Source organism: Streptomyces sp. NPDC058579 (assembly GCF_042718575.1).
Classification (GTDB): domain Bacteria; phylum Actinomycetota; class Actinomycetes; order Streptomycetales; family Streptomycetaceae; genus Streptomyces.
Window position 1 is genome coordinate 96,942 of sequence record NZ_JBHXPI010000019.1, and the last position, 24,846, is coordinate 121,787.

Consider the following 24,846-nt stretch of genomic DNA (forward strand, 5'->3'; position numbering starts at 1 on the left):
ACCCGAGCGGGACGATGGCCGGAACTCGGCGGGCGTCAGAGGGGGGCGGCATGAGCAAGGTCGTGGGCGCGTTCGTGGTCGCGGGTACGGCGGTCCTGGCGCTTGTCGTGGCCTACGCGGTCGGCGCACCGCCCGGCCTGGTCCTCGGGGTCGGAGCGGGCGTCCTCGGGCTGCTGTGGCTCCTGCTGCTCCTGACCGCCCCCTGGAACCTGTACTTTCGCGCCCACGCCGTCCGGGCCGAGATCGCGCTCAGCCGCGAGAAGGGCCTCACGGTCTCCAAGGAGCGGGACGCCGAGGCCTCCCGGATCGCCCGGCTCATGCTGCGCGTCGCGGTCGCCGGCCATCTGCTGAGCGCCGTCGCGGTGGTCCTCGGCACGCTCGCGACCGGGCGCGCGGCGGGCTGGTGGTTCGCCGGACTCTTCGTACTGAGCACCTTCCTCCGGCCGGCGGGCGCCTGGTTCGCCCAGCTGCGCCGCCGCCTCGGAGTGCTGCTCCGGGACGTCACGTACCCCCGCGACGACGTGGTGGAGCTGCGCGCCCGGGTGGCTCAACTGGAGGGCGGCAGCCAGGTCCTGGAGGGCAAGGCCGAGGAGCAGTACCGCGCCCTCGCCGAACTGCGGCGCACGGTCGACGCGTCGGGCCTCTCCGCGCATCGGCGGGCCGACGACACCGACCGCAGGATCGCCGCCCTGGCGCGGGAGTTCGAGGCCACCGTCAACCGCCTCACCGACAACGAGGAGATCATCGCCGGGCTGAAGGCGTTCCTCCGGCTCCTGAGGTCCACCGCTGACGAGCCGGGCCTTCCGGCGCAGGGGCAGCAGCCCGGCCCGCTGGCCGGCGGCTGAGGCGGCGGGCTGCCCAGACTCAGGTGGGCTCGACCGGGCTCCGGTCTCAAGCGGGCTCAGCCGGTTCCAGCTCCAGCAGGCGCAGTGCCTCCCGCGCCGTGAACTCCGCCTGCCCGCCCCGGAAGAGAAGATCGGCCGCCAGGAACGCCGGATCGTCCGCCGAAGACGCCACGTACGGCAGCGCCACGCACCGCATGCCCGCCGCCCGCGCGGCCAGGGCGCCCGGCGCGGCGTCCTCGAACACCACGCACCGCGCCGGTTCCACGCCGAGCCGCCGCGCGGCCTCCAGGAAGACGTCGGGCTCCGGCTTGCCGCGCTCGACCTCCTCCGCCGAGACCAGCGTCGTCAGGAACGCGTCCAGGCCGGTCCCCGTCAGGACCGCCTCGATCGCGGCGCGGGACGAACCGGAGGCCACCGCCATCGGTACACCCATCACGTACAGCCGCTCCACGAGCTTCCGCATCTCCGGGTAGACCGGGGTCGAGGCGCGCGCCAGCTCCAGATACGAACGGTTCGTGGCGTCGAGCAGCTCCTCGACCGGTGCCTCGATGCCGTACCGGGCGCCGAGGATCTCCAGCGACTCCAGCGTCCCGATCCCGATGAAGGCGGTGTGCCGCTCCCAGTCGAAGTCCGTGTCGCCCGCGAAGGCCGTGAGCGTCCGCCGGGTGGCCTCGTAGTAGTTCGGCTCGCTGTCCACCAGCGTTCCGTCGAGATCGAAGACGACCGCAGTCGGAGGGGTGCTCATACGGTCAAGCATCTCAACCCGCGCACACCGCCCCCAGGTCCGAAAGTCCCTGGTCCCCGCCCCGGGAAGCCTTGACCGGGGAAGCCCCGCCCTCGTCAGCCCTTCCGGGCCGGCCCCCGCCCCACCGACTCCACCAGCGGCAGCAGCCGGTGCGCCACCCGCTCGCGCAGCGCCATCTCCGTACGCGTCCTGACCACGCCCGGCAGCTGGATCAGCCGCTGGATCACGTCCTCCAGGTGCCCGTTGTCCCGGGCCACCACCCGGGTCAGCAGATCCCCGCCGCCGGTGATCGAGAACGCCTCGACGATCTCCGGTACGGCGGCGAGCGCGTCCCCGACCTCGTCCAGATGCCCCTGGGTCACCTCGATGTGGACGAACGCCAGCACGGGATGGCCGAGCGCGGCGGGGGAGAGGACGGGGCCGGTCGCCGTGATCACGCCGTCCCGCTCCAGGCGGTCGATCCGGGCCTGCACCGTGCCCCGGGCCACCCCGAGGATCCGGGCGTACTCGCGCACGCTGGTGCGCGGCCGCTCGATGAGGAGCCGCAGGATCCGGGTGTCGAGCTCGTCCACCGCCATGGTCCGTTGGCTCCCTTCTGGCCGATGTCCACGCCCGTCGACTGTACCAATGGCCCAGTGTTCGTCGCGCCGGTTGAGCCAGTGGGTGACCAGGTGTTTTCCTCGGGGTACAGAGTGAAGTGATGGCGCCGCACGCGCCGGACCGGCGACGAGGCCGGAACCGGACCGCGGCGCCTTTCCCATGTCCTGGGGCCGCCACAAGCAGGCCGGGGCACGAGATGACGCGAAGAGGGTGTGTGTACTTCAGCGGGGGCGGAACGACCGTCGTGAAGAAGAGCCGGGCCGCCGGCCACCGGCTGGTCAGGCTCATGTTCGTGGCCCCCGATCCGGGCCGCGTCCGGCTGCGCGTCTCCTCGCGCGCCGTCCTCGCCATCGCCCTCGCGGTCGCCGCCGCCGAACTCTGCGGACTCTCCCTCACGGCCTCGATCACGGGCGGCCTCGCCGCCCTGCTCGCGCTCTTCACCGTCGGCGACCCCACCGTGCGCCGCCAGGCCGTGACGACCGCGCTGCTCCCCGCCGTCGGCTTCCCCGTCCTCGCCCTCGCGACCGCGCTGCACAGCACTCCGCTGCTGCGCGACGCGTCCTGGCTGCTCGTGGTCTTCGCGGGCGTGTACGCGCGCCGCTGGGGCCCGCGCGGGCACGCGCTGGGCATCTTCGCGTTCATGATGTTCTTCGTCACCCAGTTCCTGCACGCGCTGCCCGCGCAGCTGCCGGAGCTGTACGCGGCGGTGGGCCTGGCCCTCGCGGCCGCGGGCGCGGTCCGGTTCGTGGCCTGGTGCATCGAGCGGCGCGTCCCGCCGCCCGCCGCGCCCGCCCCGCTGCCCGGCAGGGGGCTCGCCCGGCCCACCACCCGGCAGGCCTTCCAGGCGACCGCCGCGTGCGCGGTCGCGCTCGCCGCCGGCCAGTTCATCTCGCACGAGCGCTGGTACTGGGCCGTCGGCACCGCCTGGTGGATCTTCGTCAACACCGCCTCGCGCGGCGAGACCCTGGTCCGCGGCTTCCGCCGGGTCGTCGGCACGGTCACGGGCATCGCCGCCGGCTTCCTGATCGCGATCCCGCTGGCCGGCGCGCCCGCCCCGACGGCCGCGCTGGTGGCCGTCTGCGTCTTCGGGATCTTCTACACGGCCGCGCTCTCGTACAGCTGGATGATGTTCTTCGTGACCGTCATGGCCGGTCTCCTCTACGGGCTGCTCGGCGTGCTCCACCCGGGGCTGCTGGTCCTGCGCTTCGAGGAGACCGCGGTCGGCGCGCTGGGCGCGGCCGTCGGCGTGGCCCTGCTGCCGGTGACCACGCACGCCGCCACCAACGCCTGGATCGAGCGGGCCGTGACCTGCGTGCACGCCTGCACCACGGCCGCCGCGCGACGCCTCGCAGGCGACCCGGAGGCCGACCCCGCGCCGCACGCCGCCCACCTCGAGGTGCTGCTCGGCCGGGTCCGGCTGTCGCTCGCGCCGCTGGTCCACCCGCTGAGCCCGCTGCGGGCCCGCAAGGCCCGCGCCCGCCGGGTCCTCGCCCTGCTCGACGACTGCGCCCGTGAGATCCGGGGCCTCGCGGTGATCGCCGCCGACCCGGACGCCTCGCACGACGCCCGGCTCGCCGCCGCCTCCTGGCGCGTCGAGGCGGCCGTCCACGCCCTGGTGCCGCCGGCCCACCCCGCGCGCCGTGCGACCGTCGAGGCGCCCGCCGCCCCGCCGGTGGCCCGCCACCCGGGCGCCGAAGTCGCGCTCGGCCACCTCCACGGCCTGGAGCGGGCCCTGGTCGAACTGGCCGCGCCCCTGCGCACGGCACCGAGCGCCCCGCTCGTCCCGGCCGCCTGATCGAAGCGGCCTGATCCAGGCGCTCGGCCATGCCTCTTGATCCAAGTTGGTCTAGACCGCCTGCTAACGTCAGCCCCGACGACGGGGCCGTCGGCCGACCGCCCCGGTGGAGAGGGGAGACGCCATGGGCGGCACGGACGCGCGTGAACCGGTACGGGGACGGGCCTTCATCGGGTCGTTCACCTCGGCGGGGGGCCGGGGCATCCTCGCCGCCGACGTGGACCCGGAGACCGGCGCCCTGACCGTCACCGGCGCGACGGACGCGCTCCCCGACCCGTCCTACCTCGCCCTCGGGGACCGGGGCGTCCTCTACGCCGTCTCCGAGACCGAGGAGGGCGCCGCGGCCGCCTTCGACGTCTCCGGGGCCGTACCCCGGCCGCTCGGCGCGCCCGCGCCCGTTCGCGGCGCCGGCCCCACCCACCTCGCCGTCACGCAGGGCCACGTCCTCACGGCCAACTACACCTCCGGCAGCGTCACCGCCCTGCCGATCGCGGCGGACGGCTCCCTCGGCGCCGCCACCGACGTCGTACGGCACGAGGGCTCGGGGCCCGTCGTCGACCGCCAGGGCGGCCCGCACGCCCACCAGGTCCTGGTGGCCCCCGGCGGGCGCTGGGCGACAGCGGTGGACCTCGGCACCGACTCCGTACGGATCTACGCCCTCGACCCCGTCTCCGGCGCTCTGAGCCCGCACGGGGAGACCGCGCTCAAGCCGGGCACAGGACCGCGCCACCTCGCCTTCCACCCGTCGGGCCGTCACGCCTACGTCCTGAACGAGCTGGAGCCCACCGTCACGGTCTGCCGCTGGGACGGGGACGCGGGCACCCTGGAGCCGCTCGGAGAGGCCCCCGTCGTCCCCGCCGGGACTCCCGGGCCGAGCTACCCCTCCGCGGTCGTCGTCGCCCCCGACGGCCGCTTCCTCTGGGCCGCCGTGCGCGGCGACGACACCCTCGCCGTCCTCGCCCTCGAGCCGAGCGGCGAGCGGGCCGAGTTCCGTACCGCCGTGGACTGCGGCGGCCGCTGGCCGCGCGACCTGGCCCTCGACCCCTCGGGGCGGCGCCTCTACGCGGCCAACGAGCGCTCCGGCGACGTGACCTGGTTCGACCTCGACCCGGAGACCGGGATACCGCACCGCGCGGGCTCCGTCGAGGCCCCGGCGGCCTCCTGCGTGGTCTTCGCCTGACCAGGCCACCTGGCCAGGCAGACTGACCCGCCTGGCCGACCAGGCCGTACGACCGGCCAGGCCGTGCGACGACTGAGGGCCCGCCCGGAACGCATCCGGCGCGGGCCCTCAGTCATGTCCTGCGTGTCCTGCCGTTCAGTGCGTGGGGGCACCCTGCGGCTGCTGCGGGGCGATGCCCAGCGCGGCCGTGTACTGCGAGAGCACCAGCTTGCCGATCGCCGGGTACGCGCCCAGCGGCTCGGCGGCGGCGCAGCCCGCCTCCTTGGCGGCCGCGTCGAGCAGGCCCTCGGCCAGCTCGGGGCCGATCAGGTACGGGGCGAGCGCGAGCTGCTCCGAGCCGGAGCCGCGCAGCTGCTCGGCGATCGCGGTGATCGAACCCTCCTGGTCGAGCGCGGCGGCCATCACCGGCACGGCCAGGCGCGCGGCGAGGAGCATGCCGGTGATCCCGGCGGCCTGGACGGCCTCCTCGCCGCCGACCGTGGCGAGCACGATGCCGTCGGCGGCCGTGGCGACCGTGAAGAGCCGCGCGCGGTCGGCACGGGCAAGACCGGCCTCCGACAGGCGCACGTGCAGGGCCTCGGCGAGCAGCGGGTGCGGACCGAGCACGTCCGTCAGCTCGGCAACGTTGCCGCTGTCCATCACGGCCTGGCGGATCCGGCGCATCAGGGCGCTGTCGGGACCGGCGAGCAGAGGCACCACGACGGCGGCCGGGCCCGCGGGGGCGCTGACCTCACGGCCGGCGGCCACGGCCAGCTCGTACCGCTCGGTGCGCAGGGTCTCGGTGCGTGCCAGCACGCTTCCGAGAGTGGGGTACTCGGCGTCGTCACCGTCCAGGTAGCCGATCGCGGCCTCGAGGCCGGGCAGCTCGGAACGGGCGATGCTCACGACCTCTTCGGCCAGCGAGCGTATGGCGGCCGACGGCGCGCCGGGGACGGCGAGGACCAGGGTGGGAGCGCCCTCGGGCGCCGCCGCGGGTTCGGGGCGACGGTGCCGTCCAGGCTGGCGGGGTCGCGGCATTCGTACAGGCAGGCCGGAAGCGGGCCCAGTGGGGGAGCTCATGCGGCCGCATGCTACTGGTTTTGCCCGCCGCGCAGTGCGGTGAGGTGCGGCTGAGCGTTATCTGCCCCGCTTTGTCCGAAGCGTGACTTACGCGGTCACATGCAACAACTTCGGCTCCACGGGCAGCCGTAGCGCGTCCGTGGCCAGCGCCGCCGCGATCGCGAGCGCGCCGTCGAGCGGATCCCCGGCCGCCGACGTCTGCCGGGCGTGCGGCAGTTGCCCGGCCAGCTCGGCCCGGAGCGGTACGAGAAGAGGGGCGCCAAGCTTGAACAGGCCACCGGTCAGGGCCACTTCGTACGCACCCGGGGCCGGGCACACGGCGGCCGCCGCCTCGGCCACGTGCGCGGCGGCCCGCCGCAGAACGTCGGCCGCCACCGGGTCGCCTTCGGTGGCGCAGGCGGCCACGTCGGGTGCGAACGAGGCGAGCACGGCGGGCCGGTCGGTCCGGGGGTACAGCGCGGCCGGCAGCCCGGCGGCCGGGCCGAACCTGGCCTCGGCGCGGGCGAGCAGCGCGGACGAGCCGCCCCGCCGCCCGTCGTACGCGCGCATCGCCGCCTCCAGCCCTTCCCGGCCGATCCACGCGCCGCTGCCGCAGTCGCCGAGGAGGTGGCCCCAGCCGTCGGCCCGGCGCCAGGTCGTCAGGTCCGTACCGAGGGCGATGAGGCCGGTGCCGCCCGCCACGACCGCGCCGGGCCGCTGCCCGAGCGCCCCGGCGTAGGCGGTGACGGCGTCGGCCGCGAGCGCCAGGGACCGTACGCCCAGGGCCTCCCGCAGCGCGCCGGGCAGAACGGCCCGCAGCTCCTCGCCGAGCGTCGCCATCCCGGCGGCGCCGACGGCCACGGCGGCGACCGGCCCGGCTCCCGCGCGCTCGCGCAGCGACGCGACGGCGGGCAGCAGCTGCCCGAGCAGGTGGGCGGCCTCGATCCCGCCGGGGCCCGTCCGCACCGGTTCGCGGGACGTGACGGTCTCCACGGCCCGCCCGTCCGCGGCGCGCGCCAGGGCGATCCGCAGCCCGGAGCCGCCCGAGTCGACCCCGACGACCCAGCCTTCGGCGCCGGCCGTCACGGGAGCCACCGGTCGACGGACGAACGCGTGCGTGACCTCATGGACCGGCTCCGGGAAGAGGGGAAGAGGGGGGAGTGACGACGGCAGGCTATCCCGGGAGGACGCGTTCGGGGAGCGCGCTTCGAACGGGAAAGCGGATGAGGCGGGCGGTCGTTGCCGGGTTCGGGAGTTGTCGGTGTGCGCCACTAGAGTGACGTGTTGTGGCAGCTCAGACATTGAACGAACTTGTGGAGCCCGGCTGGGCCGACGCGCTGAAGCCGGTGGCAGGGCAGATCGCCGCCATGGGCGACTTCCTGCGCGCGGAGATCGCGGCCGGCCGCACCTACCTCCCTGCCGGCCCGCACATCCTGCGCGCTTTCCAGCAGCCCTTCGACGAGGTGCGCGTGCTCATCGTCGGACAGGATCCCTACCCGACACCGGGAATGGCCATCGGGCACAGCTTCGCCGTCTCGCCCGACGTGCGTTCGCTGCCGGGCAGCCTGGAGAACATCTACCGGGAGCTGCACACCGACCTCAGCCTGCCCCGCCCGTCCAACGGTGATCTGACGCCGTGGACCCGGCAGGGCGTCCTGCTGCTCAACAGGGCGCTGACGACAGCGCCCCGCAAGCCCGCGGCCCACCGAGGCAAGGGCTGGGAGGCGGTCACGGAGCAGGCCATCAAGGCGCTCGCCGCACGCGGGAAGCCGCTGGTCTCGATCCTGTGGGGCCGTGACGCGCGCAATCTGCGACCTCTGCTGAACGATCTGCCGGCGATCGAGTCCGCACACCCTTCGCCGATGTCGGCGGACCGCGGCTTCTTCGGCTCGCGCCCCTTCAGCCGCACCAACGAGCACCTGGAGCGGATGGGCGCCCAGCCGGTGGACTGGCGCCTGCCGTAGCGGGCTTCGGGCCGCCCCCGCCCGCGAGTCGCGATGAGTCCCGCGGTGTCCGGCGGTCATACTGCGAAGCCGGTTCCGAGGAGGGCTTCTGATGCGCAGCGTGACCTATGCCATGGGCGTTTCGCTCGACGGCTACATCGTCGGGCCGGACGGCGGCTTCGACTGGACGGACCCCGACCCGGAGGTCTTCCGCTTCTGGATCGACGAGACGCGAAAGGTCGGCGTCCACCTGTTGGGGCGACGGCTGTACGAGACGATGCTGTACTGGGAGACCGCCGACCAGGATCCCGCACTCGGCGACGCGGAGCGCGAGTGGACCGAGCTCTGGAACCCGCTTCCGAAGGTGGTGTTCTCCACCACGCTGTCGGAGGTGCAGGGCCATGCCCGCCTGGCCTCCGGCGGCTTGGCGGAGGAGATCGAGCGGTTGCGGGCCGAGCCGGGGGAGGGCGAGATCGCGATCGGCGGCGCGACTCTCGCCGTCGACGCGGCCGCGGCGGATCTGATCGACGAGTACCGGGTCATGGTCTACCCGGTGCTGGTCGGCGGCGGCACTCCGTTCTTTCCCCGGAGCGAGCGCCGGGTAGATCTCGAACTCGTCGAGACCCGCACCTTCCCCTCGAAGGTCGTCTACCTCCGCTACCGCGTGGTGCGTTAAGCGAGCTCGGCGATCACCCGGCGATGGAGGCGCGGCCCGGCGGCCCCTCAGCCGATCACCGCCGCCCGTACGCACAGGACGTCCGGCAGGTGCTCGGCCAGGAGCTGCCAGGTGTCGCCGTCGTCCGCGCTCGCGTAGACCTCGCCGTTGCGGTTGCCGAAGTAGACGCCCGCGGGGTCCCCGTCGTCCGTGCACATCGCGTCGCGCAGCACAGTGCCGTAGTGGTCGCCCTCGGGCAGGCCGGTGCTGAGCGGCTCCCAGGTCGCGCCGGCGTCGCTCGTACGGTAGACCCGGCAGCGGTGGCCCGCGGGCACCCGGTCGGAGTCGGCGTTGATGGGGAAGACGTAGGCCACATCGGCCCGATGGGGGTGCGCCGCGACGGCGAAGCCGAAGTCGGAGGGCAGCCCGGAGCCGATGTCGGTCCACTTCCCGCCCGCGTCGTCGCTGCGGAACACGCCCCAGTGGTTCTGCAGATAGAGCCGGTCCAGGTCCCCCGCGTCCTGCGCGATCTTGTGCACGCACTGCCCGAACTCCGGGTCCGGGTCGGGCAGGAAGACCGCGGACACCCCGTGGTTGGCGGGGGCCCAGCTCGCGCCGCCGTCCCGGGAGCGGAACACCCCTGCCGTCGACACCGCGACCGTCACGGCCTCCGGATCGCGCCGGTCGGTGACGACGGTGTGCACCGCCTCGCCGCCTCCGCCGGGGACCCACCGGGACCGGGTGGGGTGCTCCCAGAGCGGGCGGACCAGCTCGAACGACTCCCCGCCGTCGTCGGACCTGAACAGGGCGGCGGGCTCCGTCCCGGCGTAGACGACGTCCGGGGAGTGCGCGGGCGCCGGGTGCAGCTGCCAGACGCGCTCCAGCGAAGCGCCCGTGTCCTGGGGGAACTTGACGGCCGGCTTCGCCGGCTCGGCCCAGGTGCCGCCGAGGTCGTCGGAGTGGAAGACGGACGGGCCCCAGTGCGCGCTGTCCCCGCCGACGAGCAGCCGGGGCGTGGGCCGGCGGGTGTCGATGGCGACCGAGTAGATCGCCTGCGCGTTGAAGTGGGGATCGTCGAACTCCCACCGGCCGTCGCGCCGTCGGCCGATGAACAGGCCTTTGCGGGTACCTACGGTCAGGACTACGTCGGGCATGGCCGACACCTCCAGGACGCCGTTGTCGCGGATACGGGCCAGTCTGCACCCGACCACCGACAGTGGCGCCCGCGGCGGAGTCTCCCCAGGTTGGAGGCGTGTTCCTCCGGCCCCCACCTCGGACCCCGCTGCGGCCTGGTCTCAGATCGCCCAGGCGTACTGCGTCGGCGCGTGCGTGCTCGCGCCCAGCTCGCGCGCCGCCCGGCGGGCCCAGGACGCGTCGCGGAGCAGCTCCCGCCCGAGCAGGACGGCGTCGGCCTCGCCGTTGGCGACGATCTTCTCCGCCTGCCCGCTCTCCGTGATCAGCCCCACGGCGGCGACCGGCAGCCCCGTCTCGGCCTTCACCCGGGCGGCGAAGGGCACCTGATAGCCGGGGCCGACGGGGATGCTGGCCGGGCCGCCGTTGCCGCCGCTGGAGACGTCCAGGAGGTCCACGCCGTGTTCGCGCAGCAGGCGGGCGAAGCGGACGGTGTCGTCGGCGGTCCAGCCCTGGTCCTCCAGCCAGTCGGTGGCCGAGATCTTGAAGAAGACCGGCAGCTCCTCGGGCCACGCGCCCCGGATGGCGTCCACGACCTCGAGGGCGAGGCGGGTGCGGTTCTCGAAGGAGCCGCCGTAGGCGTCGGTGCGGTGGTTGGCGTACGGGGAGAGGAAGCTGCTGATCAGGTAGCCGTGGGCGCCGTGCACCTCGACGACCTCGAAACCGGCGCCGCGCGCGCGGCGCGCCGCCTCGGCGAACTGCCCCGGGATCTCCGCGATCCGGTCCGCCGTCAGCTCGGTCGGCACGGGGTGGTCCTCGGCGAAGGGGAGCGCGCTCGGGCCGACCGGCTGCCAGCCGTGCTCGCAGGGGCCGACCGGTCCGCGGCCCTCCCAGGGGCGCTTGGTGGACGCCTTGCGGCCGCCGTGCCCGAGCTGGATGCCCGGCACCGTGCCGTGCTCCTTGAGGAAGCGGGCGATCCGGCTCAGCGCCTCCGCCTGGGTGTCGTTCCAGATGCCCAGGTCGGCCGGGCTGATCCGGCCCTCGGGGGAGACAGCCGTCGCCTCGACGAGGATCAGGCCCGTTCCGCCGGTGGCGCGGGAGGCGTAGTGGGCGAAGTGCCAGTCGTTCGGCACGCCCGCGTTCGGGCCGGACGCCTCCGCCGAGTACTGGTCCATGGGGGCCATCCACACCCGGTTCGGGATGGTCAGCGACCGCAGGGTGTAGGGCTCGAACAGGGCGACGCTCATGACGGACTCCTCTGGCGGGGGCCTTGCGGGTGGCCTCCCGGGGGTCCTCGTACGATAGCCGTCGTAGTACGGCGACTGTCAAACTACGAGGATTATCGTACAATGGCGGCTTCCGGATGAAGTGGAGCCGCCGTGACGACCGCGACCAAGCCCCGGGTCCTGGACCACCCCACGCGGGACGAGATACGCCTGGAGGGCGTGCTGCACGCGCTCTCCGACGCGGTACGGCTGCGGATCGTCAGTGACATGGCGCAGGCGGACGGCGCCGAGGTGAGCTGCTCGTTCTTCGAACTCCCGGTGACCAAGTCGACGCGTACGCACCACTTCCGGGTGCTGCGCGAGAGCGGCGTCATCGAGCAGGTCTACCGGGGCACCGCCAAGCTGAACGCCCTGCGCCGGGACGACCTCGACACGCTCTTCCCGGGCCTCCTCGACAGCGTCCTGCGCGCGACGAACGCCCAGACCGCCCGCCAGGGAACCTAGGGGGTGTCTTGTGGATCATGCCGGGCTCGCGACGCCTGGCACGCCCGCTCGCCGCGTTGTCGTCACTCGCCGACGTCCCCCGTAGCCCTTCGGGCACGGGAGGTACCCCCACCGCGTCGACTCCCTCCTCCGCCTTGCGATCGCACGCACCAGACGCCGCTCCCTGATCCGGCCTGATCCACAAGACACCCCCTAGGGCCCGTCCCCGCCCGCCGCCTCCCGCAGTCCCGCCCAGTCGGGGATCTTGACCCGGCCGCGGCCCAGTGAGCGGCCCAGGGCGGATTCCGCGCGTTCGATGGAGAGCCAGCCCCGCCAGGCCACCGGCTCGTGGCCCAGCGCGCGCAGCGCGTCGAGCGGGTCGCCCGCGAGCCGCCGGTCGGTCAGGGCCGCCGCGTCGGCGAGCAGCGACGCCACCGTCTCCTTCGCGCAGGGGCGGTTCGTGCCGATGACGCCCGTCGGCCCGCGCTTGATCCAGCCGGCCACGTACTCGCCCAGCGACGGGACGCCGTCGCGCAGCACCCGGCCCGCCTCGTTCGGGACCGTGCCCCGGGCCTCGTCGAAGGGCAGCCCGGACAGCGGGACACCCTTGTACCCGACGGCCCGCAGCACCAACTGGGCCTCGATCTCCTCGTGTTCGCCCGTGCCCCGCACGCCTCCGGCGTCGTCCGGTTCGGTCCGCTCGAAGCGGACCGCGGCCACCCGCCCGTTCTCGCCGAGCAGTTCCACCGGCCGCAGGAAGAACCGCAGGTGGATCCCGCGGGGCGCGTCGGACCCCGCGCCGTCGGCCGCCCAGCCGCGGACGACCTCCACGTTCCGCCGGTTCACGGCGGGCAGCCCCGCCGGGTCGGCGTACGCGGGGTCCAGGGCCAGGTCCGCCGGATCCACCCGCACCCGCGCGCCCGGCAGCCCGCCCAGCTCCCGCAGCTCCTTCGTCGTGAACTTGGCCTGCCCGGGGCCGCGTCGGCCCACCATGTGCACCTCGCGCACCCGGCTCGCCTCGAGGGCCCGCAGCGCGCCCTCGGGCACGTCCGTGAGCCGCAGCTCGTCCGCTCCGCGCGCCAGGATCCGGGTGACGTCCACGGCCACGTTGCCGACGCCGATCACGACCGCCGAGCGGCCGTCCAGACCGGTTCCGGACCCGGCGAAGCCGTCGGTCACCGCGTCGGGGTGCGCGCTGTACCAGGAGACGAAGTCCGTCGCCGACCAGCTGCCCGCCAGGTCCTCGCCCGGCACGCCGAGCCGGCGGTCACGTGCCGCGCCCACGCAGTACACGACCGCGTGGTACAGCTCCAGGAGCCGGGCCGGGGTCAGCCCCCGCTCGCCGACCTCGACGTCCCCGACGAAGGCGATCCGCTCGTCCTCCAGGACCGCCCGGAGGTTCTGCTGGAGCGACTTGATCTTCTCGTGGTCGGGCGCGACCCCGTAGCGGACCAGGCCGTACGGGCAGGGCAGCCGGTCCAGGACGTCGACCCGTACCCCGGGCACCAGCGACTGCTGGACCAGCGACTGGGCCGTGTAGACCCCGCTGGGCCCGGAACCGACGACAGCGACTCGAAGCACGTCCGTACTCCTTCCCGCCGCGGGGATGCCCGCCGAGAGGCTTCCAGCATCCCACCGGAAGCCCCCGGAGGGGAGGTGCGGGACGTGACGCGAAGCCTCGCACCGGCCTCGGCGGCCCGCGCTACATCGTCCGCATCCGGTTGATCTCGGCCGACTGCTGCGCGATCACGTCGCTCGCCATCTCCTCCACGAGCACGTTGTTCCCGTTGCCGAGCACCTCCGCGGCCATCGTCACCGCGCCCTCGTGGTGGGTGATCATCAGCTTCAGGAACAGCTCGTCGAAGGCCGCGCCCTTCGCCTTCCGCAACTGCGCCAGCTGCGCCTCGGTCGCCATCCCCGGCATCGTGTGGTGGTCGTGACCGCCCTGGTCGCGCGGGCCGCCGTTGTTCTTCAGCCAGCCCTCCATCGCGCCGATCTCCGGCTGCTGCGCCGCCGTGATCCGCTCCGCCAACTTCTTGACCTGAGCCGAAGCGGCCCGCTCCGGGACGAGCGCGGTCATCGTCAGCGCCTGCCGGTGGTGCACGATCATCATCTGTGCGTACGTGAAGTCCGCCGCGTTGGGCTTGTCGTCGGGCAGCAGCTTGGAGGCCTCGGCCGGGGATATCCGCCGCGCCGGTTCACCGGGCTTCCCCGGTGCCACGACCGCCGGTTCCGTGGACCCCTTGCTCTGCGGCGTGTTCCCGCCGGGCTCCGAGTCGCAGGCGGCGAGGGCGAGCACGGCGACGGCGCTCAGCGCCACGGCGACGGCTCCGCGGATGCGGCGGCGGTTCAACAAGACGACCTCCAGAGGTGGTTCCGGGGGAGAGGGCCGGGGGACCGTTCCTAGCACGCTTCCACGGGGCGTTGATCAAAAACCTTCATTACATGTGTGTTGCCATCTGTTGAGATGTGCACGCTAAGGACGATACTGCCGGGGTCCATCAACCGTTCGACTGCGAACGGATACAAGGGAGGACGGAGTGACTTCGTTGCGTACGACGCGCATCACGCGTACCCCGCGCGCTCGGATCAGAGGCCTGGGTGTGGCGACCGCCGCGGCCGGACTGCTGGTCAGCCTGCTCGCGGCCGGCCCCGCGGCCGCCACGCCCGACCCGGGTGACAGCACCGCGCGGTCCACGGTCTCCTCGGAGACCGCGGCCGAGGCGCGGTCCGCCATCCAGAGCGGGGAGATACCCGGCGTGGACGAGATCGTCCACAGCGCCAACATCAAGCACCTCGTGAACATCCCCAAGGACGCTCTCAAGGGCACCAACTCCGACCTCGCGTTCCAGGGCAAGTACGCCTTCGCGGGCAACTACGACGGCTTCCGGATCTTCGACATCAGCAACCCGCGCGCCCCGAAGACGGTCGCCCAGGTCCTGTGTCCCGGATCGCAGAACGACATCTCCGTCTCCGGCAACCTCGTCTTCCTGTCCACCGACTCCTCCCGCAGCGACAACTCCTGTGCCAGCGTCAGCCAGCCGGCCACGGAGAAGTCCTCCTGGGAGGGCATGAAGATCTTCGACATCAGCGACATCCGCAACCCGAAGTACGTCGCGGCCGTCGAGACCGCGTGCGGCTCGCACACGCACACGCTGGTGCCCAAGAAGAGGGACGTGTACGTCTACGTCTCCTCGTACTCGCCCAACTCCGCCTTCCCCGACTGCCAGCCGCCGCACGACGGCATCACGGTCATCAAGGTGCCCCGCAAGGCGCCGGAGAAGTCCGCGATCGTCTCCTTCCCCGTCCTGTTCCCCGGTGAGGGTCCGGACGGCGGCGGCAACCCGGGTGGTCCGACCAACCCGGGCGTCTCCAAGACCACCGGCTGCCACGACATCACCGTGCTGCCCGGCAAGGACCTCGCGGCCGGCGCCTGCATGGGCGACGGCATCATCTTCGACATCGACGACCCCGAGCGCCCGAAGGTCATCGACCGGGTCCAGGACAACGTCAACTTCGCGTTCTGGCACTCCGCGACCTTCAACCAGCGGGCCAACAAGGTCGTCTTCACCGACGAGCTCGGCGGCGGCGGCGCGGCCACCTGCAACGAGGCCGTGGGCCCGAACCGGGGTGCCGACGGCATCTACGACATCGTCGGCAAGGGCAAGAAGAGCAAGCTGGTCTTCCGCAGCTACTTCAAGATCCCCCGCCACCAGGCCGACACCGAGAACTGCGTCGCCCACAACGGCTCGCTGATCCCGGTCAAGGGCAAGGACATCATGGTCCAGGCCTGGTACCAGGGCGGCATCTCCGTCTGGGACTTCACCGACTCCCGCAAGCCCAAGGAGATCGCCTACTTCGAGCGCGGCCCGATCTCCGCGGACACGCTCGTCGGCGGCGGCTCCTGGTCGGCGTACTACTACAACGGCTACATCTACTCGAACGACCTGGTCAAGGGCTTCGACGTGCTGAAGCTCGACGACCGTCGCACGGACGAGGCGAAGCGGATCCGGATGGACGAGCTCAACGTCCAGACGCAGCCGGACTACTTCGACGACTTCGACGGCGGCTGGGGCGACTGGGACAGGGACTGACGCGGCACCCGCTCCGGTGACACCGGAGCGGTGAACGGCATGCCGTCGGGCGGCCCCCCGTCCGGCGGCATGCCCCGCTCCCAGTCGAGCCCGTACCGCTGGAACAGCTCCGCCCGCAGCCGCGCCGCCGGCATCGGCGCCCCCGGCAGCAGCACCGCCACCACCGCGCCCATCAGCAGCGCCCGCAGCAGCGGATAGTCCGCGTCCACGTCCGCCGAGCCGTACCGGGTCACCGTGTCGCGCAGCAGGAACGCCAGGCGCTGCTGTTCCGGACACTGCACGAACCCCTCGGCCTGCAGGATCCCCGCCATGTGCGTCCGCATCAGCACGGGACGGTCCACGGCGAGCCCCAGGATCGCGTCGATGGCCCGCGCCATCCGCTCCCGCCCGTCCTCCGTACGCGGCTCCCGCTCCAGCGCCTCCTCGAGCGTGAGGTGCATCAGCCGGTGCACCGCCGACTGCAGCAGCTGGCGTTTGCCAGGGAAGTAGTACGAGATCAGGCCCCGGGCCGAACCCGCGCGCTCGGCGATGTCGCCCAGCGTCGTCGCCTCGTAGCCGCGCTCCGACACGACTTCGACGGTGGCCTGGAGCAGTCGCTCCCGAGAGCGTCGCCGAAGCTCTTCATTGACCGATGGGCTACGCGGGGACATGCTTGACTCCTGCGTTGACTGGCTCGCAGCCAATATACTCAGCGCAGCCTGCTGTCGCGCCTTCGTGGCTGGTCAGCGGGTTGGCCGTCTGTTCTGGGCGACGCGGGGGATCGTCCAGAACAGGCGGCTTCACGTCGTTTCTCCCATTCTGCTCCCGTTCGGGCCCGATGATTCCGGCCGCACCCTTTTTCGGCCGTCCGGGCCGTAGCGGCGGTACGTGACGATCGCCACAACCACCACGCACCAGCCGAGCAGCCAGCCCGCGACGACGTCCGACGGCCAGTGCACGCCCAGGTAGAGCCGGGTCCACCCCGCACCGGCCACGGAGACCAGGGCCGTCACCGAGAGCACGCTCCAGCCGCGCCAGGAATCCCGCCAGTGCAGGGCCAGCACCCAGAGCAGCAGCCCGCAGCCCACCGCCGCCGTCGTGGCGTGCCCGGAGGGGAAGGCCGCGTACTGCGCCGAGTCGACCGGATCCGGCCACATGGGCCGCTCCCGGTCGACCGCCGCCTTCAGCCCCTGCTGCACGCCCGCCGCCACCAGGAGCGTGCCGGCCAGCCAGAGCGCGAGCCACCGCTCGCGCCGCCACCACAGCACCAACGCCGTGACGCCGACCAGGATGCGCATCGTCCACGGATCCCAGACCCAGTCGCTCAGGACCCGGTTGAGCCGGGTGAGCCCGGGCTCGGCGACGGCGCTTCGGTGCAACGACTCCGCGACCGACCGGTCCAGGGAGAGCAGCGGCGACCACCCGACCCCCACCAGCACGAGCAGCACCACGAGCAGAGCACCGGAGACCACGGCGGAGGAGCGCATGCGTCGATCTTCCCCGACCCACGCGCCGAAGCCGCGCCGTGCCCCCTGTCCGGGCTATCCGAGCGCCCGGAGCGCGGGGACGAACGCCACCAGGACCGGCACCACCGGCACCAGGGCGGCGGCGGCCGTCAGCCGCAGCCGCCGTACCGGCGTGAGCCGGGGCGCGGCCGTCAGGAGCCGCTCGACCCGCCGAGGGAGGTCCGCGCCGGGGCCTGTGCCGGGGCCGAACACCCCACGCTCCTCGTTGAGTTCGACCAGCGCAAGCGCGATCGTCAGCCGCCCGAACCGCCGCGAGGCGACGTCGTCGGCCGCAAGCTCCACCAGCCGGTGCATCTGGTCGCGGAAGGCCGCGAAGACCGGAATGCCGGGGAAGCCGCTCGCCAGCGCGCCCGAGCAGTGCAGCAGCCAGTCGTGGCGCGCCCGCGCGTGTCCCTGCTCGTGGGCGAGGACGGCGTCGAGCTGGCGTCCCTTCAGCCGGCGCAGCGCCGCCGTCGTGATGACCAGCTGCGGCGTGGTGCCCGGCAGCCACCAGACGTCCGGCCGCTCGCCCTCCAGGACCACGAGCGGCTCGCTGCCCGGCTCCTCGCCCGGCAACAGCGGGGAGCGGACGAGGAGTTCGCAGCGCCGCTGCCGGCGGCGGGCCCGCGCCCCGCGGATCTCCCGGGTCAGCATCGCGCCGGTCCACAGACCGCCACAGGCGAGGATCACGGCGAGCGCCGCCGACCAGGGCTGGTGGGCGCCGAGTTCGTACGCCTCGATCACCTGGCGCGGCGCGGGGGCGAAGACCTGGCCGCGCACCACGTGCCAGGCGGCGGCCGCGCTGAACGTCATCGACAGCGCGAAGCACAGGAGTACGGCCGCCACCACGCACTGCCACATCCAGAGCGCCACCACGGGCTCGCGTTCCGCCCAGTCGGACCGCGAGAGCAGTCGTGGGGCCGCGACGGCGGTCAGGACGCCGAGCGCGAGCAACGCGAGGGAGACCAACATGGCGTCAGCCTATGAGGCCGTGCAACGCGTAGGTAACGGCCTGGCGCGCCAAGTGACGTACGCCACGGCATTCCCGGACGCCCCGACACCCCGATGCCCCGGCACCCCGATGCCCAGCGGCCCGCCCGGCGGCTCACAGGGTGACGAGCATCGCCAGCATCGCGAGGGCCATCGACAGTCGGCACACGAGCGTGAACTCGGGCCGCACGACCCACATCGCCGCCGCACCGCCCCCGGGCCCCGCCACCGCGGCTGCCGCGGCCACCGAGGGACCCGCCACCGGGACGAGCCGCGCGCCCGAGCGGAGCACGTACGCCACGTAGTAGACGAGCAGCGCGCCCGTCACCAGCGCCAGGCCCCCGCCGCCCCCGTGACCGCCGTGCGCCGCGCCCTGGACTGCGCCGGGCCACGCCATGTAGACCATCGCCAGCGAACCCACCAGGTGGTGCAGATGGTGACCGCCGCGCCGCACCGAGGCGAGCGCGTGCAGCGCGGCCGCCCCGAACACCGCCGCGTACACCGCCCACGCCCACGCCGGCGGGGTCACCACCGTCGCGGGCAACGCCATCGCCGCCATCCCGAACCCCATCACCGCCTCGCCCGCGGCCGTCCTGCGCTCCTCTCCCACGCAGCGGCGCGCCCGCAGCAGGCAGTAGACCGCGCTCGCCCCGCACAGCGTCAGCAACAGCCAGGCCGTCGTGGCCGGTCCGTGCACGACACACCTCCCGTGGTCTCCCCCTCCGAGTCGATGCCCGCGCCAGGACAGGCGTACGCGAGCGCACAGGAGTACGTGGGGGAGCACGCCCCGAGCGCGTTACTCTCGGGGGATCGTCAGCGCCCCCGAGGGGAGACCCGAACAGCATGGACACCGCCACGCCCGAGGACACCGACCGGATCGCCTACCGCGACGCGGTGGAGGCCGACGTCCCGGTCCTCGTCCCTCTCGTCGAGTCGGCCTACCGCGGCGACTCCAGCCGCGGCGGCTGGACCACGGAGGCGGACATCCTCCAGGGGCAGCGGACCGACGAGGAGGGCGTCCGGGCCGTCATCACCACGCCCGGCAGCCGGCTGATGGTGGTGGAGCGCGGTGACGAGATCGTCGCCTGCTGCCAGCTCGAACACCGGGACGAGGCCGCCTACTTCGGCATGTTCGCCGTACGCCCCGAGCTCCAGGGCGCGGGCCTCGGCCGCCGGATCATCGAGGAGGCGGAGCGCCGGGTCCGCGAGACGTGGGGCGTGACCGAGATGCACATGACCGTGATCTCGGTGCGCGAGGAGCTCATCGCCTGGTACGAGCGGCGCGGCTACCGCCGTACGGGGCGGATGACCCCGTTCCCGTACGGCGACGAGCGCTTCGGCCTCCCGCAGCGGGACGACCTGCAGTTCGAGCTCCTGGTCAAGCCGCTGATCTGAGCCGGATGGGGCCCACCCCTCGGCTCGGGGCCTTTCAGGCCGTGAAGCGGCCGGTGCGGCGGATCTCCGGGTAGTCGGTCGTCGCGCCGTCCAGTTCGAGGGCGCGGACGAGCCGCAGATGGTCCTGGGTGTTGACCACCCAGCCGATCACCCGCAGCCCCTCCGCGTGGGCGTGCTCGACCGTCTCCAGGGTCAGGTTCCGGATGCTCAGGACGAGCGCCCCCGCACCGACGGCCTTCGCCCGGTCCACGAGGTCCGCGCCCCACTCCTCGGCGACGAGCGCCGTACGGACACCGGGGACCAGGCGCGCGACCTCGGCGAGGGCCTCGTCGTGGAAGGAGAGCACCTCCACGCGGCCGATCAGGTCGCGCCTGACCATCACCTCGGCGAGCGCCCGGGCCGCCGTCGCGTCCTTGATCTCCGCCTGGAGCGGGGACCGCACCGCGTCCAGGACCTCCTCGAAGACGGGGACGCGCTCTCCGGCCCCCGCGTCGAGCTCGCGCAGCTCCGCGAGGGTCTTCTCGGCGATCGGGCCGCTGCCGTCGGTCGTCCGGCCGACGTCCGCGTCGTGCATGACGACGAGGGCGCCGTCCTTGCTCAGATGGAGGTCCAGTTCGATGACGTCCATGCCGGACTGTTCGGCGCGGACGAAGGAACGCAGGGTGTTCTCGGGCTCGACGCCCATGACTCCGCGGTGACCGATGGTGAGGAAACTCAAGATCTTCTCGCTTCCGTCGATGTCCGGGCCCAGGTCCCTCCGGGCTCCCGGTGCGGCTCGGGGCGCAGCCTAATGACTTCACCGGAAGAAGGAAGCGCATGCGCGCGGGGCGTCGGAACCCACCCCTCCGACGTACCCGCACAGCACACTAGGGGCCGGGCGGGGGACCCCCGGGTTCGCGCAGACCCTCCAGGTCCGCCAGATCCGCCAGCATCGCCTCGGCGAGCTCCAGCTCCGCCAGGTGCTGCCGTACGCTCCAGCGCAGCGCCACGGCCGGATGGCGCCACTCCGGTACGGACTCGGCGTGGGCCAGGGCGTCCCGGGCCTCCTTCAGCTCGGCGCGCGTCCGGTCGATGTGCTCCTCCACCAGCGCGCGCAGCCGGTCCGGCTCGGCGAGGTGCCCCAGCCAGACCCGCAGCACCAGCGGGTGCTTCAGCACCACCGCACCGCCGTCGCCGCCGGCCCAGTCCGCGAGGGCGGCCCGGCCCGCCTCCGTGATCGCGTACAGCCGCTTGGTCCGGGGCTCCTCAGGACCCGAGCGCGCGGACGTCACGTACCCGCACGTCTCGAGCCGGCGCAGCTCCGCGTAGATCTGGCTGATCGCGGGCGACCAGTAGAAGAAGCGCAGCGACGCGTCCGCCCACTTCTTCAGCTCGTAGCCGGTGCGCTCGCCGGGGAACGAGAGCAGTCCGAGCACGGCCCACGCCGTCTGCGGCAATCCCGGCTCCGGCTCTTGCCTCTTGTTGGACTGACGACTGGCCATATGACGAATTGAAAGAGAGGACAGCACCCCGAGACAACCCCCTGGAGGGCACGTGCAGGTCTCCCCGCCCGCGTCCCAGGAGGCCTGTCCGGAGACCCTGCGTCAACGGGGCGACAAGGTCATCCCGCACTTCACCGGTCGGGTCCGCCCCGCAGATGCGGATGCGAGCGCCTCGGCGCCGTCCGGCAGGAAAATTCACGGTGACCATGGGGGTGCCGCAGGATAATTTCTCTTACCCCCCTTGTCTGGGAGAACCGCGGACGGATACGGTGTCTTGACGCGAGGTTCTCCTGTGGAGGAAGTGAAATGACGGAAATTCTTGTGGCTGACGTGACCCGTGGGGGAATAGCAACCGCTGCTCCGGTGGTCGAGCACCCTGGCTGGCCCGAGCTCAAGAATGCCGTGGAGGAGATCCGTCCGTGGCAGAGCAAGGACGGGTCCATCGACCTCGACGCCGAGGGCGCGCCGTCCCGCGCCCTCGCCGAGGCCACCGTCGAGCGCATCGCGGCCGCGGTCGAGGAGCTCTCCCCGCTCGTCCCGCACGACGCCGCGTACCACCGCGCGCTGGTTGCCGACCTGCGCAAGTGGGTCAAGGGCGGCTTCGAGGTCCCGGACTTCCTGGACTCCCTGCTGGCCTTCCAGCCGGCCGCCGACCGTCAGGACGGGCTCCAGCACCTGGTGCTCTTCCCGATGTACACCCAGAACGGCAACCTGGACCGCAACTTCGAAGCGGTCGTGCTGCGCATGGTGTGGCCGGAGTGGCTCTCCGAGCTGGAGCGCACCCGCTACGACAACCCGCTGTTCTGCGGCATCACCTTCGAGGACTTCACCGCCGGTTACGACACGAACTCGGCCGTCCTCTTCCCCGAGACCATCGCCGTGCGCGAGGCCCCCGAGCGCTTCAGCTGGGGCGGCATCTTCTGCGACCGCGAGGCCGCCCGCTTCCGCAAGGTCACCGAGGCCGCCGTCGACACCCTGGGCATCGAGCTGCCCGAGGACATCGCGGCCATGGTCGAGGACCAGAAGCGCTGCGAGGCCGCCTTCGTGCTCTGGGACATGGTCCACGACCGCACCCACAGCCACGGCGACCTGCCGTTCGACCCCTTCATGATCAAGCAGCGCCAGCCGTTCTGGATGTACGGCCTGGAGGAGCTGCGCTGCGACCTCACCGCCTTCAAGGAGGCCGTGAAGCTGGAGTCCGAGGGCAACACGCACGGCCGTGACGTGCAGTACGCGGTGCTCTTCGACCGGATGTTCCGCTTCCCCGTCACCGGTGACCGCACCCGCAACTACGACGGTCTGGGCGGCCAGCTGCTCTTCGCGTACCTCCACAAGCACGACGTGGTGCGCTGGACGGACAACAAGCTCAAGATCGACTGGCAGCGCGCCCCCGAGGTCACCAACCAACTCTGCGCCGAGATCGAGAAGCTGTACCGCGACGGCATCGACCGCCCGAAGCTGGTCCACTGGTTCAAGGCGTACGACCTCGTCTCCACCTACCTCGCCCCGCACCCCGGATCGCGCTGGGCCAAGGGCCCCGACGCCCTGGACCTGACGCTCCCGCCCCGCAAGCTCGTCGACGACGTGCTTCCGGACGAGTTTCCGCTCAGCATGTTCTATGAGGCCCTCTCCAAGAAGCTGAAGGGCGTGATCGCCTCCACCAAGGGCATCACCGCCGCCAACGCTTCGCGGGCCGAGCAGGCTGCCGCGTGAACCCAGTCACGGAGGAGGAGGGGACGACCATGAACGGCAACGGGAACGGCGCGCCGCTTGAGGGTGCCGTCATCGCGGTCGCGGGTGCGGCCGGTCCGGCCGGCCGGGCGACGCTGATGCGCCTCGCCGAAGCCGGCGCCATCGTCGTCGGAGCCGACGCCGACCCGGCGCGCCTCGCCGAGGCGGTCGACGCCGCCCGGTACGCGCACGGCGGAGCCACGGTCATCGGCGACACGGTCGACCTCTTCGACCTCGGCGCCGCCCGGGAGTGGGCCGACAAGACGGAGAAGGAGTTCGGCCGGGTCGACGGTCTGGTCCACCTCGTCGGCGGCTGGCGCGGCGGCGCCTCCTTCGGCGAGACGGACCTCGCGGACTGGAACTTCCTGGAGAAGCTCCTCATCCGTACCGTCCAGTCCACCTCCCTCGCCTTCCATGAGCCGCTGCTCCGCAGCGACCGCGGCCGCTATCTGCTGATCAGCGCCGCCGGCGCCTCGAAGCCGACCGCGGGCAACGCGGCCTACGCCTCGGCCAAGGCCGCGGCCGAGGCGTGGACGCTCGCCATGGGCGACGACTTCCGCAAGGCGGGGGGCGACGCAGGGCCCAAGGCGGCGGCTGCGATCCTGGTGGTCAAGGCACTGGTGCACGACGCCATGCGCGCCGAGCGCCCGAATGCGAAGTTCGCGGGTTTCACCGACGTCAAGGATCTGGCCGACGAGATCGCCTCCGTCTGGGAGCGGCCCGCGCAGGAAGTGAATGGACAGCGTCTGTGGCTGACCCCCAAGCCGTGAACCCGGCCCCCGTCGGCGGCCTGCCCGCGAAGACCGACGCCCGTCGTCACCACGACCCGGCGGTCCGCGGCTTCGCCAGCGACAACTACGCGGGCGTCCACCCGGAGGTGCTCGCGGCCGTCGCGCTGGCGAACGGCGGGCACCAGGTCGCGTACGGCGAGGACGAGTACACCGACCACCTCCAGCGGATCATGCACAGCCACTTCGGGCCGAGCGCCGAGGCCTTCCCGGTCTTCAACGGCACCGGCGCGAACGTCACCGCCCTGCAGGCGCTGACCGACCGCTGGGGCGCGGTGATCTGCGCCGAGTCCGCGCACATCAACGTGGACGAGGGCGGCGCCCCGGAGCGGATGGGCGGCCTCAAGCTGCTCACCGTGCCCACCCCGGACGGCAAGCTCACCCCCGAGCTGATCGACCGGCAGGCCTGGGGCTGGGAGGACGAGCACCGCGCCATGCCGCAGGTCGTCTCGATCACCCAGAACACCGAGCTGGGCACCGTCTACACAGTGGACGAGATCCGGGCCATCGTGGAGCACGCCCACGGCAAGGGCATGAAGGTGCACCTCGACGGTGCTCGGATAGCCAACGCCGCCGCGTCCCTGAACGTGCCCATGCGGGCGTTCACGAACGCGGTCGGCGTCGACGTGATCTCGTACGGCGGCACCAAGAACGGCATGATGTTCGGCGAGGCCGTGGTCGTCCTCAACCCGGACGCCGTCAGCCACATGAAGCACCTGCGCAAGATGTCCATGCAGCTCGCCTCCAAGATGCGGTTCGTGTCGGTGCAGCTGGAGGCGCTGCTCGCCAAGGACCTGTGGCTGCGCAACGCCCAGCACGCCAACGCGATGGCGCAGCGCCTCGCGGCCGGTGTGCGCGAGGTGGACGGGGTGGAGATCCTCTACCCGGTGCAGGCCAACGCGGTCTTCGCGCGGCTCCCGCACGAGGTCTCCACCCGGCTGCAGAAGCGGTTCCGCTTCTACTTCTGGGACGAGGCCGCGGGCGACGTGCGCTGGATGTGCGCGTACGACACCACGGAGGACGACGTCGACGCCTTCCTCCAGGCGCTGAAGGAGGAGCTGGCGCGGTAGCGCCGCTTCCCCGACTGCTCCACGATCCGACTGCTCCACGATCGACAGAAGTATGCGGCGGGGGGGGGGGGCAGTTGGTTAGGGGGCCCCCGCGGTTTGTTGGGGGGGGGGGTGGGGGGGCCGGCGCCCCCCGGGGCGTATAAAACAAAGAGCCAGCGGCCCAGAGTTTTGG

The 24,846-nt window shown here is 72.7% G+C and carries 25 protein-coding genes; 11 read left to right on the forward strand and 14 right to left on the reverse strand.

Going from position 1 to position 24,846, the window contains the following annotated elements; genetic code table 11:
- Positions 1 to 50: 50 nt before the first annotated feature.
- On the forward strand, positions 51 to 845 hold the full coding sequence (locus tag ACFWRO_RS21740; RefSeq protein WP_384512642.1) for a hypothetical protein: 795 nt from the start codon (positions 51 to 53) through the stop codon (positions 843 to 845).
- A 46-nt stretch (positions 846 to 891) separates the two neighbouring features.
- Here the strand turns inward: ACFWRO_RS21740 and ACFWRO_RS21745 are convergent, their stop codons facing one another.
- Complete coding sequence (locus ACFWRO_RS21745) at positions 892 to 1,590, reverse strand: HAD family hydrolase (RefSeq protein ID WP_384512644.1); 699 nt, start codon at positions 1,588 to 1,590, stop codon at positions 892 to 894.
- A 95-nt stretch (positions 1,591 to 1,685) separates the two neighbouring features.
- A complete protein-coding gene (locus tag ACFWRO_RS21750; protein ID WP_384512646.1) occupies positions 1,686 to 2,168 on the reverse strand; it encodes an Lrp/AsnC family transcriptional regulator in 483 nt (160 codons plus the stop codon).
- Between the two features lie 308 nt (positions 2,169 to 2,476).
- On the opposite strand from ACFWRO_RS21750, the gene ACFWRO_RS21755 reads away from it, so the two are divergent.
- Positions 2,477 to 3,985: an FUSC family protein gene (locus ACFWRO_RS21755; RefSeq protein ID WP_384512706.1), complete on the forward strand. Its 1,509-nt coding sequence runs from the start codon at positions 2,477 to 2,479 to the stop codon at positions 3,983 to 3,985.
- Between the two features lie 124 nt (positions 3,986 to 4,109).
- Positions 4,110 to 5,165, forward strand: a complete 1,056-nt coding sequence (locus tag ACFWRO_RS21760; protein ID WP_384512648.1) for a lactonase family protein — start codon at positions 4,110 to 4,112, stop codon at positions 5,163 to 5,165.
- Positions 5,166 to 5,300: 135 nt separating this feature from the next.
- Here ACFWRO_RS21760 and ACFWRO_RS21765 read toward each other — a convergent pair whose 3' ends face one another.
- Positions 5,301 to 6,224, reverse strand: coding sequence for a sirohydrochlorin chelatase (locus ACFWRO_RS21765; RefSeq protein WP_384512650.1), 924 nt, complete (start codon positions 6,222 to 6,224; stop codon positions 5,301 to 5,303).
- An 87-nt stretch (positions 6,225 to 6,311) separates the two neighbouring features.
- Positions 6,312 to 7,289 carry an N-acetylglucosamine kinase gene (locus ACFWRO_RS21770; RefSeq protein WP_384512708.1) on the reverse strand — a complete coding sequence of 326 codons (978 nt, stop codon included), beginning with the start codon at positions 7,287 to 7,289 and terminating at the stop codon, positions 6,312 to 6,314.
- Between the two features lie 215 nt (positions 7,290 to 7,504).
- Between ACFWRO_RS21770 and ACFWRO_RS21775 the strand changes: the two genes are divergently transcribed.
- The gene (locus ACFWRO_RS21775) at positions 7,505 to 8,167 is read left to right on the forward strand and encodes a uracil-DNA glycosylase (protein ID WP_384512710.1); all 663 of its coding nucleotides are present in this window, start codon (positions 7,505 to 7,507) and stop codon (positions 8,165 to 8,167) included.
- 91 nt (positions 8,168 to 8,258) lie between these two features.
- A complete protein-coding gene (locus ACFWRO_RS21780) occupies positions 8,259 to 8,822 on the forward strand; it encodes a dihydrofolate reductase family protein (protein ID WP_384512652.1) in 564 nt (187 codons plus the stop codon).
- 47 nt (positions 8,823 to 8,869) lie between these two features.
- Here ACFWRO_RS21780 and ACFWRO_RS21785 read toward each other — a convergent pair whose 3' ends face one another.
- Both ACFWRO_RS21785 and ACFWRO_RS21790 read right to left on the reverse strand, forming a co-directional pair.
- On the reverse strand, positions 8,870 to 9,955 hold the full coding sequence (locus ACFWRO_RS21785; RefSeq protein ID WP_384512654.1) for a WD40/YVTN/BNR-like repeat-containing protein: 1,086 nt from the start codon (positions 9,953 to 9,955) through the stop codon (positions 8,870 to 8,872).
- Between the two features lie 141 nt (positions 9,956 to 10,096).
- The gene (locus ACFWRO_RS21790) at positions 10,097 to 11,179 is read right to left on the reverse strand and encodes an NADH:flavin oxidoreductase/NADH oxidase (RefSeq protein WP_384512656.1); all 1,083 of its coding nucleotides are present in this window, start codon (positions 11,177 to 11,179) and stop codon (positions 10,097 to 10,099) included.
- 132 nt (positions 11,180 to 11,311) lie between these two features.
- Between ACFWRO_RS21790 and ACFWRO_RS21795 the strand changes: the two genes are divergently transcribed.
- Positions 11,312 to 11,662, forward strand: coding sequence for an ArsR/SmtB family transcription factor (locus ACFWRO_RS21795; RefSeq protein WP_384512658.1), 351 nt, complete (start codon positions 11,312 to 11,314; stop codon positions 11,660 to 11,662).
- Positions 11,663 to 11,854: 192 nt separating this feature from the next.
- Here the strand turns inward: ACFWRO_RS21795 and ACFWRO_RS21800 are convergent, their stop codons facing one another.
- Together ACFWRO_RS21800 and ACFWRO_RS21805 are read right to left on the reverse strand one after the other, a co-directional pair.
- Positions 11,855 to 13,222 carry an FAD-dependent oxidoreductase gene (locus ACFWRO_RS21800; protein WP_384512660.1) on the reverse strand — a complete coding sequence of 456 codons (1,368 nt, stop codon included), beginning with the start codon at positions 13,220 to 13,222 and terminating at the stop codon, positions 11,855 to 11,857.
- A 121-nt stretch (positions 13,223 to 13,343) separates the two neighbouring features.
- Complete coding sequence (locus ACFWRO_RS21805) at positions 13,344 to 13,997, reverse strand: DUF305 domain-containing protein (RefSeq protein WP_384512662.1); 654 nt, start codon at positions 13,995 to 13,997, stop codon at positions 13,344 to 13,346.
- 184 nt (positions 13,998 to 14,181) lie between these two features.
- Between ACFWRO_RS21805 and ACFWRO_RS21810 the strand changes: the two genes are divergently transcribed.
- The gene (locus tag ACFWRO_RS21810; RefSeq protein WP_384512664.1) at positions 14,182 to 15,735 is read left to right on the forward strand and encodes an LVIVD repeat-containing protein; all 1,554 of its coding nucleotides are present in this window, start codon (positions 14,182 to 14,184) and stop codon (positions 15,733 to 15,735) included.
- Here the strand turns inward: ACFWRO_RS21810 and ACFWRO_RS21815 are convergent.
- The 4 genes from ACFWRO_RS21815 to ACFWRO_RS21830 all read right to left on the reverse strand — a co-directional run bounded on the left by ACFWRO_RS21815 (position 15,687) and on the right by ACFWRO_RS21830 (position 18,906).
- Positions 15,687 to 16,385 carry a TetR/AcrR family transcriptional regulator gene (locus ACFWRO_RS21815; protein ID WP_384512666.1) on the reverse strand — a complete coding sequence of 233 codons (699 nt, stop codon included), beginning with the start codon at positions 16,383 to 16,385 and terminating at the stop codon, positions 15,687 to 15,689. The two genes, ACFWRO_RS21810 and ACFWRO_RS21815, sit on opposite strands and share 49 nt — an antisense overlap.
- 129 nt (positions 16,386 to 16,514) lie before the next feature.
- Positions 16,515 to 17,201, reverse strand: a complete 687-nt coding sequence (locus ACFWRO_RS21820) for a phosphatase PAP2 family protein (RefSeq protein WP_384512668.1) — start codon at positions 17,199 to 17,201, stop codon at positions 16,515 to 16,517.
- Between the two features lie 54 nt (positions 17,202 to 17,255).
- Positions 17,256 to 18,191 carry a M56 family metallopeptidase gene (locus ACFWRO_RS21825; RefSeq protein WP_384512670.1) on the reverse strand — a complete coding sequence of 312 codons (936 nt, stop codon included), beginning with the start codon at positions 18,189 to 18,191 and terminating at the stop codon, positions 17,256 to 17,258.
- 133 nt (positions 18,192 to 18,324) lie between these two features.
- Positions 18,325 to 18,906 (reverse strand): DUF5134 domain-containing protein, encoded by a 582-nt coding sequence (locus ACFWRO_RS21830; protein WP_384512672.1) that lies wholly within the window; start codon positions 18,904 to 18,906, stop codon positions 18,325 to 18,327.
- Positions 18,907 to 19,052: 146 nt separating this feature from the next.
- Here ACFWRO_RS21830 and ACFWRO_RS21835 point away from each other — a divergent pair, with 146 nt between their 5' ends.
- Positions 19,053 to 19,604: a GNAT family N-acetyltransferase gene (locus ACFWRO_RS21835; RefSeq protein ID WP_384512674.1), complete on the forward strand. Its 552-nt coding sequence runs from the start codon at positions 19,053 to 19,055 to the stop codon at positions 19,602 to 19,604.
- 34 nt (positions 19,605 to 19,638) lie between these two features.
- On the opposite strand, the gene ACFWRO_RS21840 is transcribed toward ACFWRO_RS21835, so the two are convergent.
- Positions 19,639 to 20,322, reverse strand: coding sequence for a glycerophosphodiester phosphodiesterase (locus tag ACFWRO_RS21840; RefSeq protein ID WP_384512676.1), 684 nt, complete (start codon positions 20,320 to 20,322; stop codon positions 19,639 to 19,641).
- 148 nt (positions 20,323 to 20,470) lie between these two features.
- Complete coding sequence (locus ACFWRO_RS21845) at positions 20,471 to 21,085, reverse strand: helix-turn-helix transcriptional regulator (protein WP_384512678.1); 615 nt, start codon at positions 21,083 to 21,085, stop codon at positions 20,471 to 20,473.
- Positions 21,086 to 21,391: 306 nt separating this feature from the next.
- Between ACFWRO_RS21845 and ACFWRO_RS21850 the strand changes: the two genes are divergently transcribed.
- From ACFWRO_RS21850 to ACFWRO_RS21860, 3 genes are read left to right on the forward strand one after another with little or no spacing between them, the layout of a single operon-like run.
- The gene (locus ACFWRO_RS21850; protein ID WP_384512680.1) at positions 21,392 to 22,798 is read left to right on the forward strand and encodes a DUF6421 family protein; all 1,407 of its coding nucleotides are present in this window, start codon (positions 21,392 to 21,394) and stop codon (positions 22,796 to 22,798) included.
- A 29-nt stretch (positions 22,799 to 22,827) separates the two neighbouring features.
- Positions 22,828 to 23,586 (forward strand): SDR family NAD(P)-dependent oxidoreductase, encoded by a 759-nt coding sequence (locus ACFWRO_RS21855; protein WP_384512682.1) that lies wholly within the window; start codon positions 22,828 to 22,830, stop codon positions 23,584 to 23,586.
- Complete coding sequence (locus ACFWRO_RS21860) at positions 23,565 to 24,674, forward strand: threonine aldolase family protein (protein WP_384512684.1); 1,110 nt, start codon at positions 23,565 to 23,567, stop codon at positions 24,672 to 24,674. The genes ACFWRO_RS21855 and ACFWRO_RS21860 overlap by 22 nt, the downstream gene beginning before the upstream one ends.
- The last annotated feature ends 172 nt before the right edge of the window (positions 24,675 to 24,846 follow it).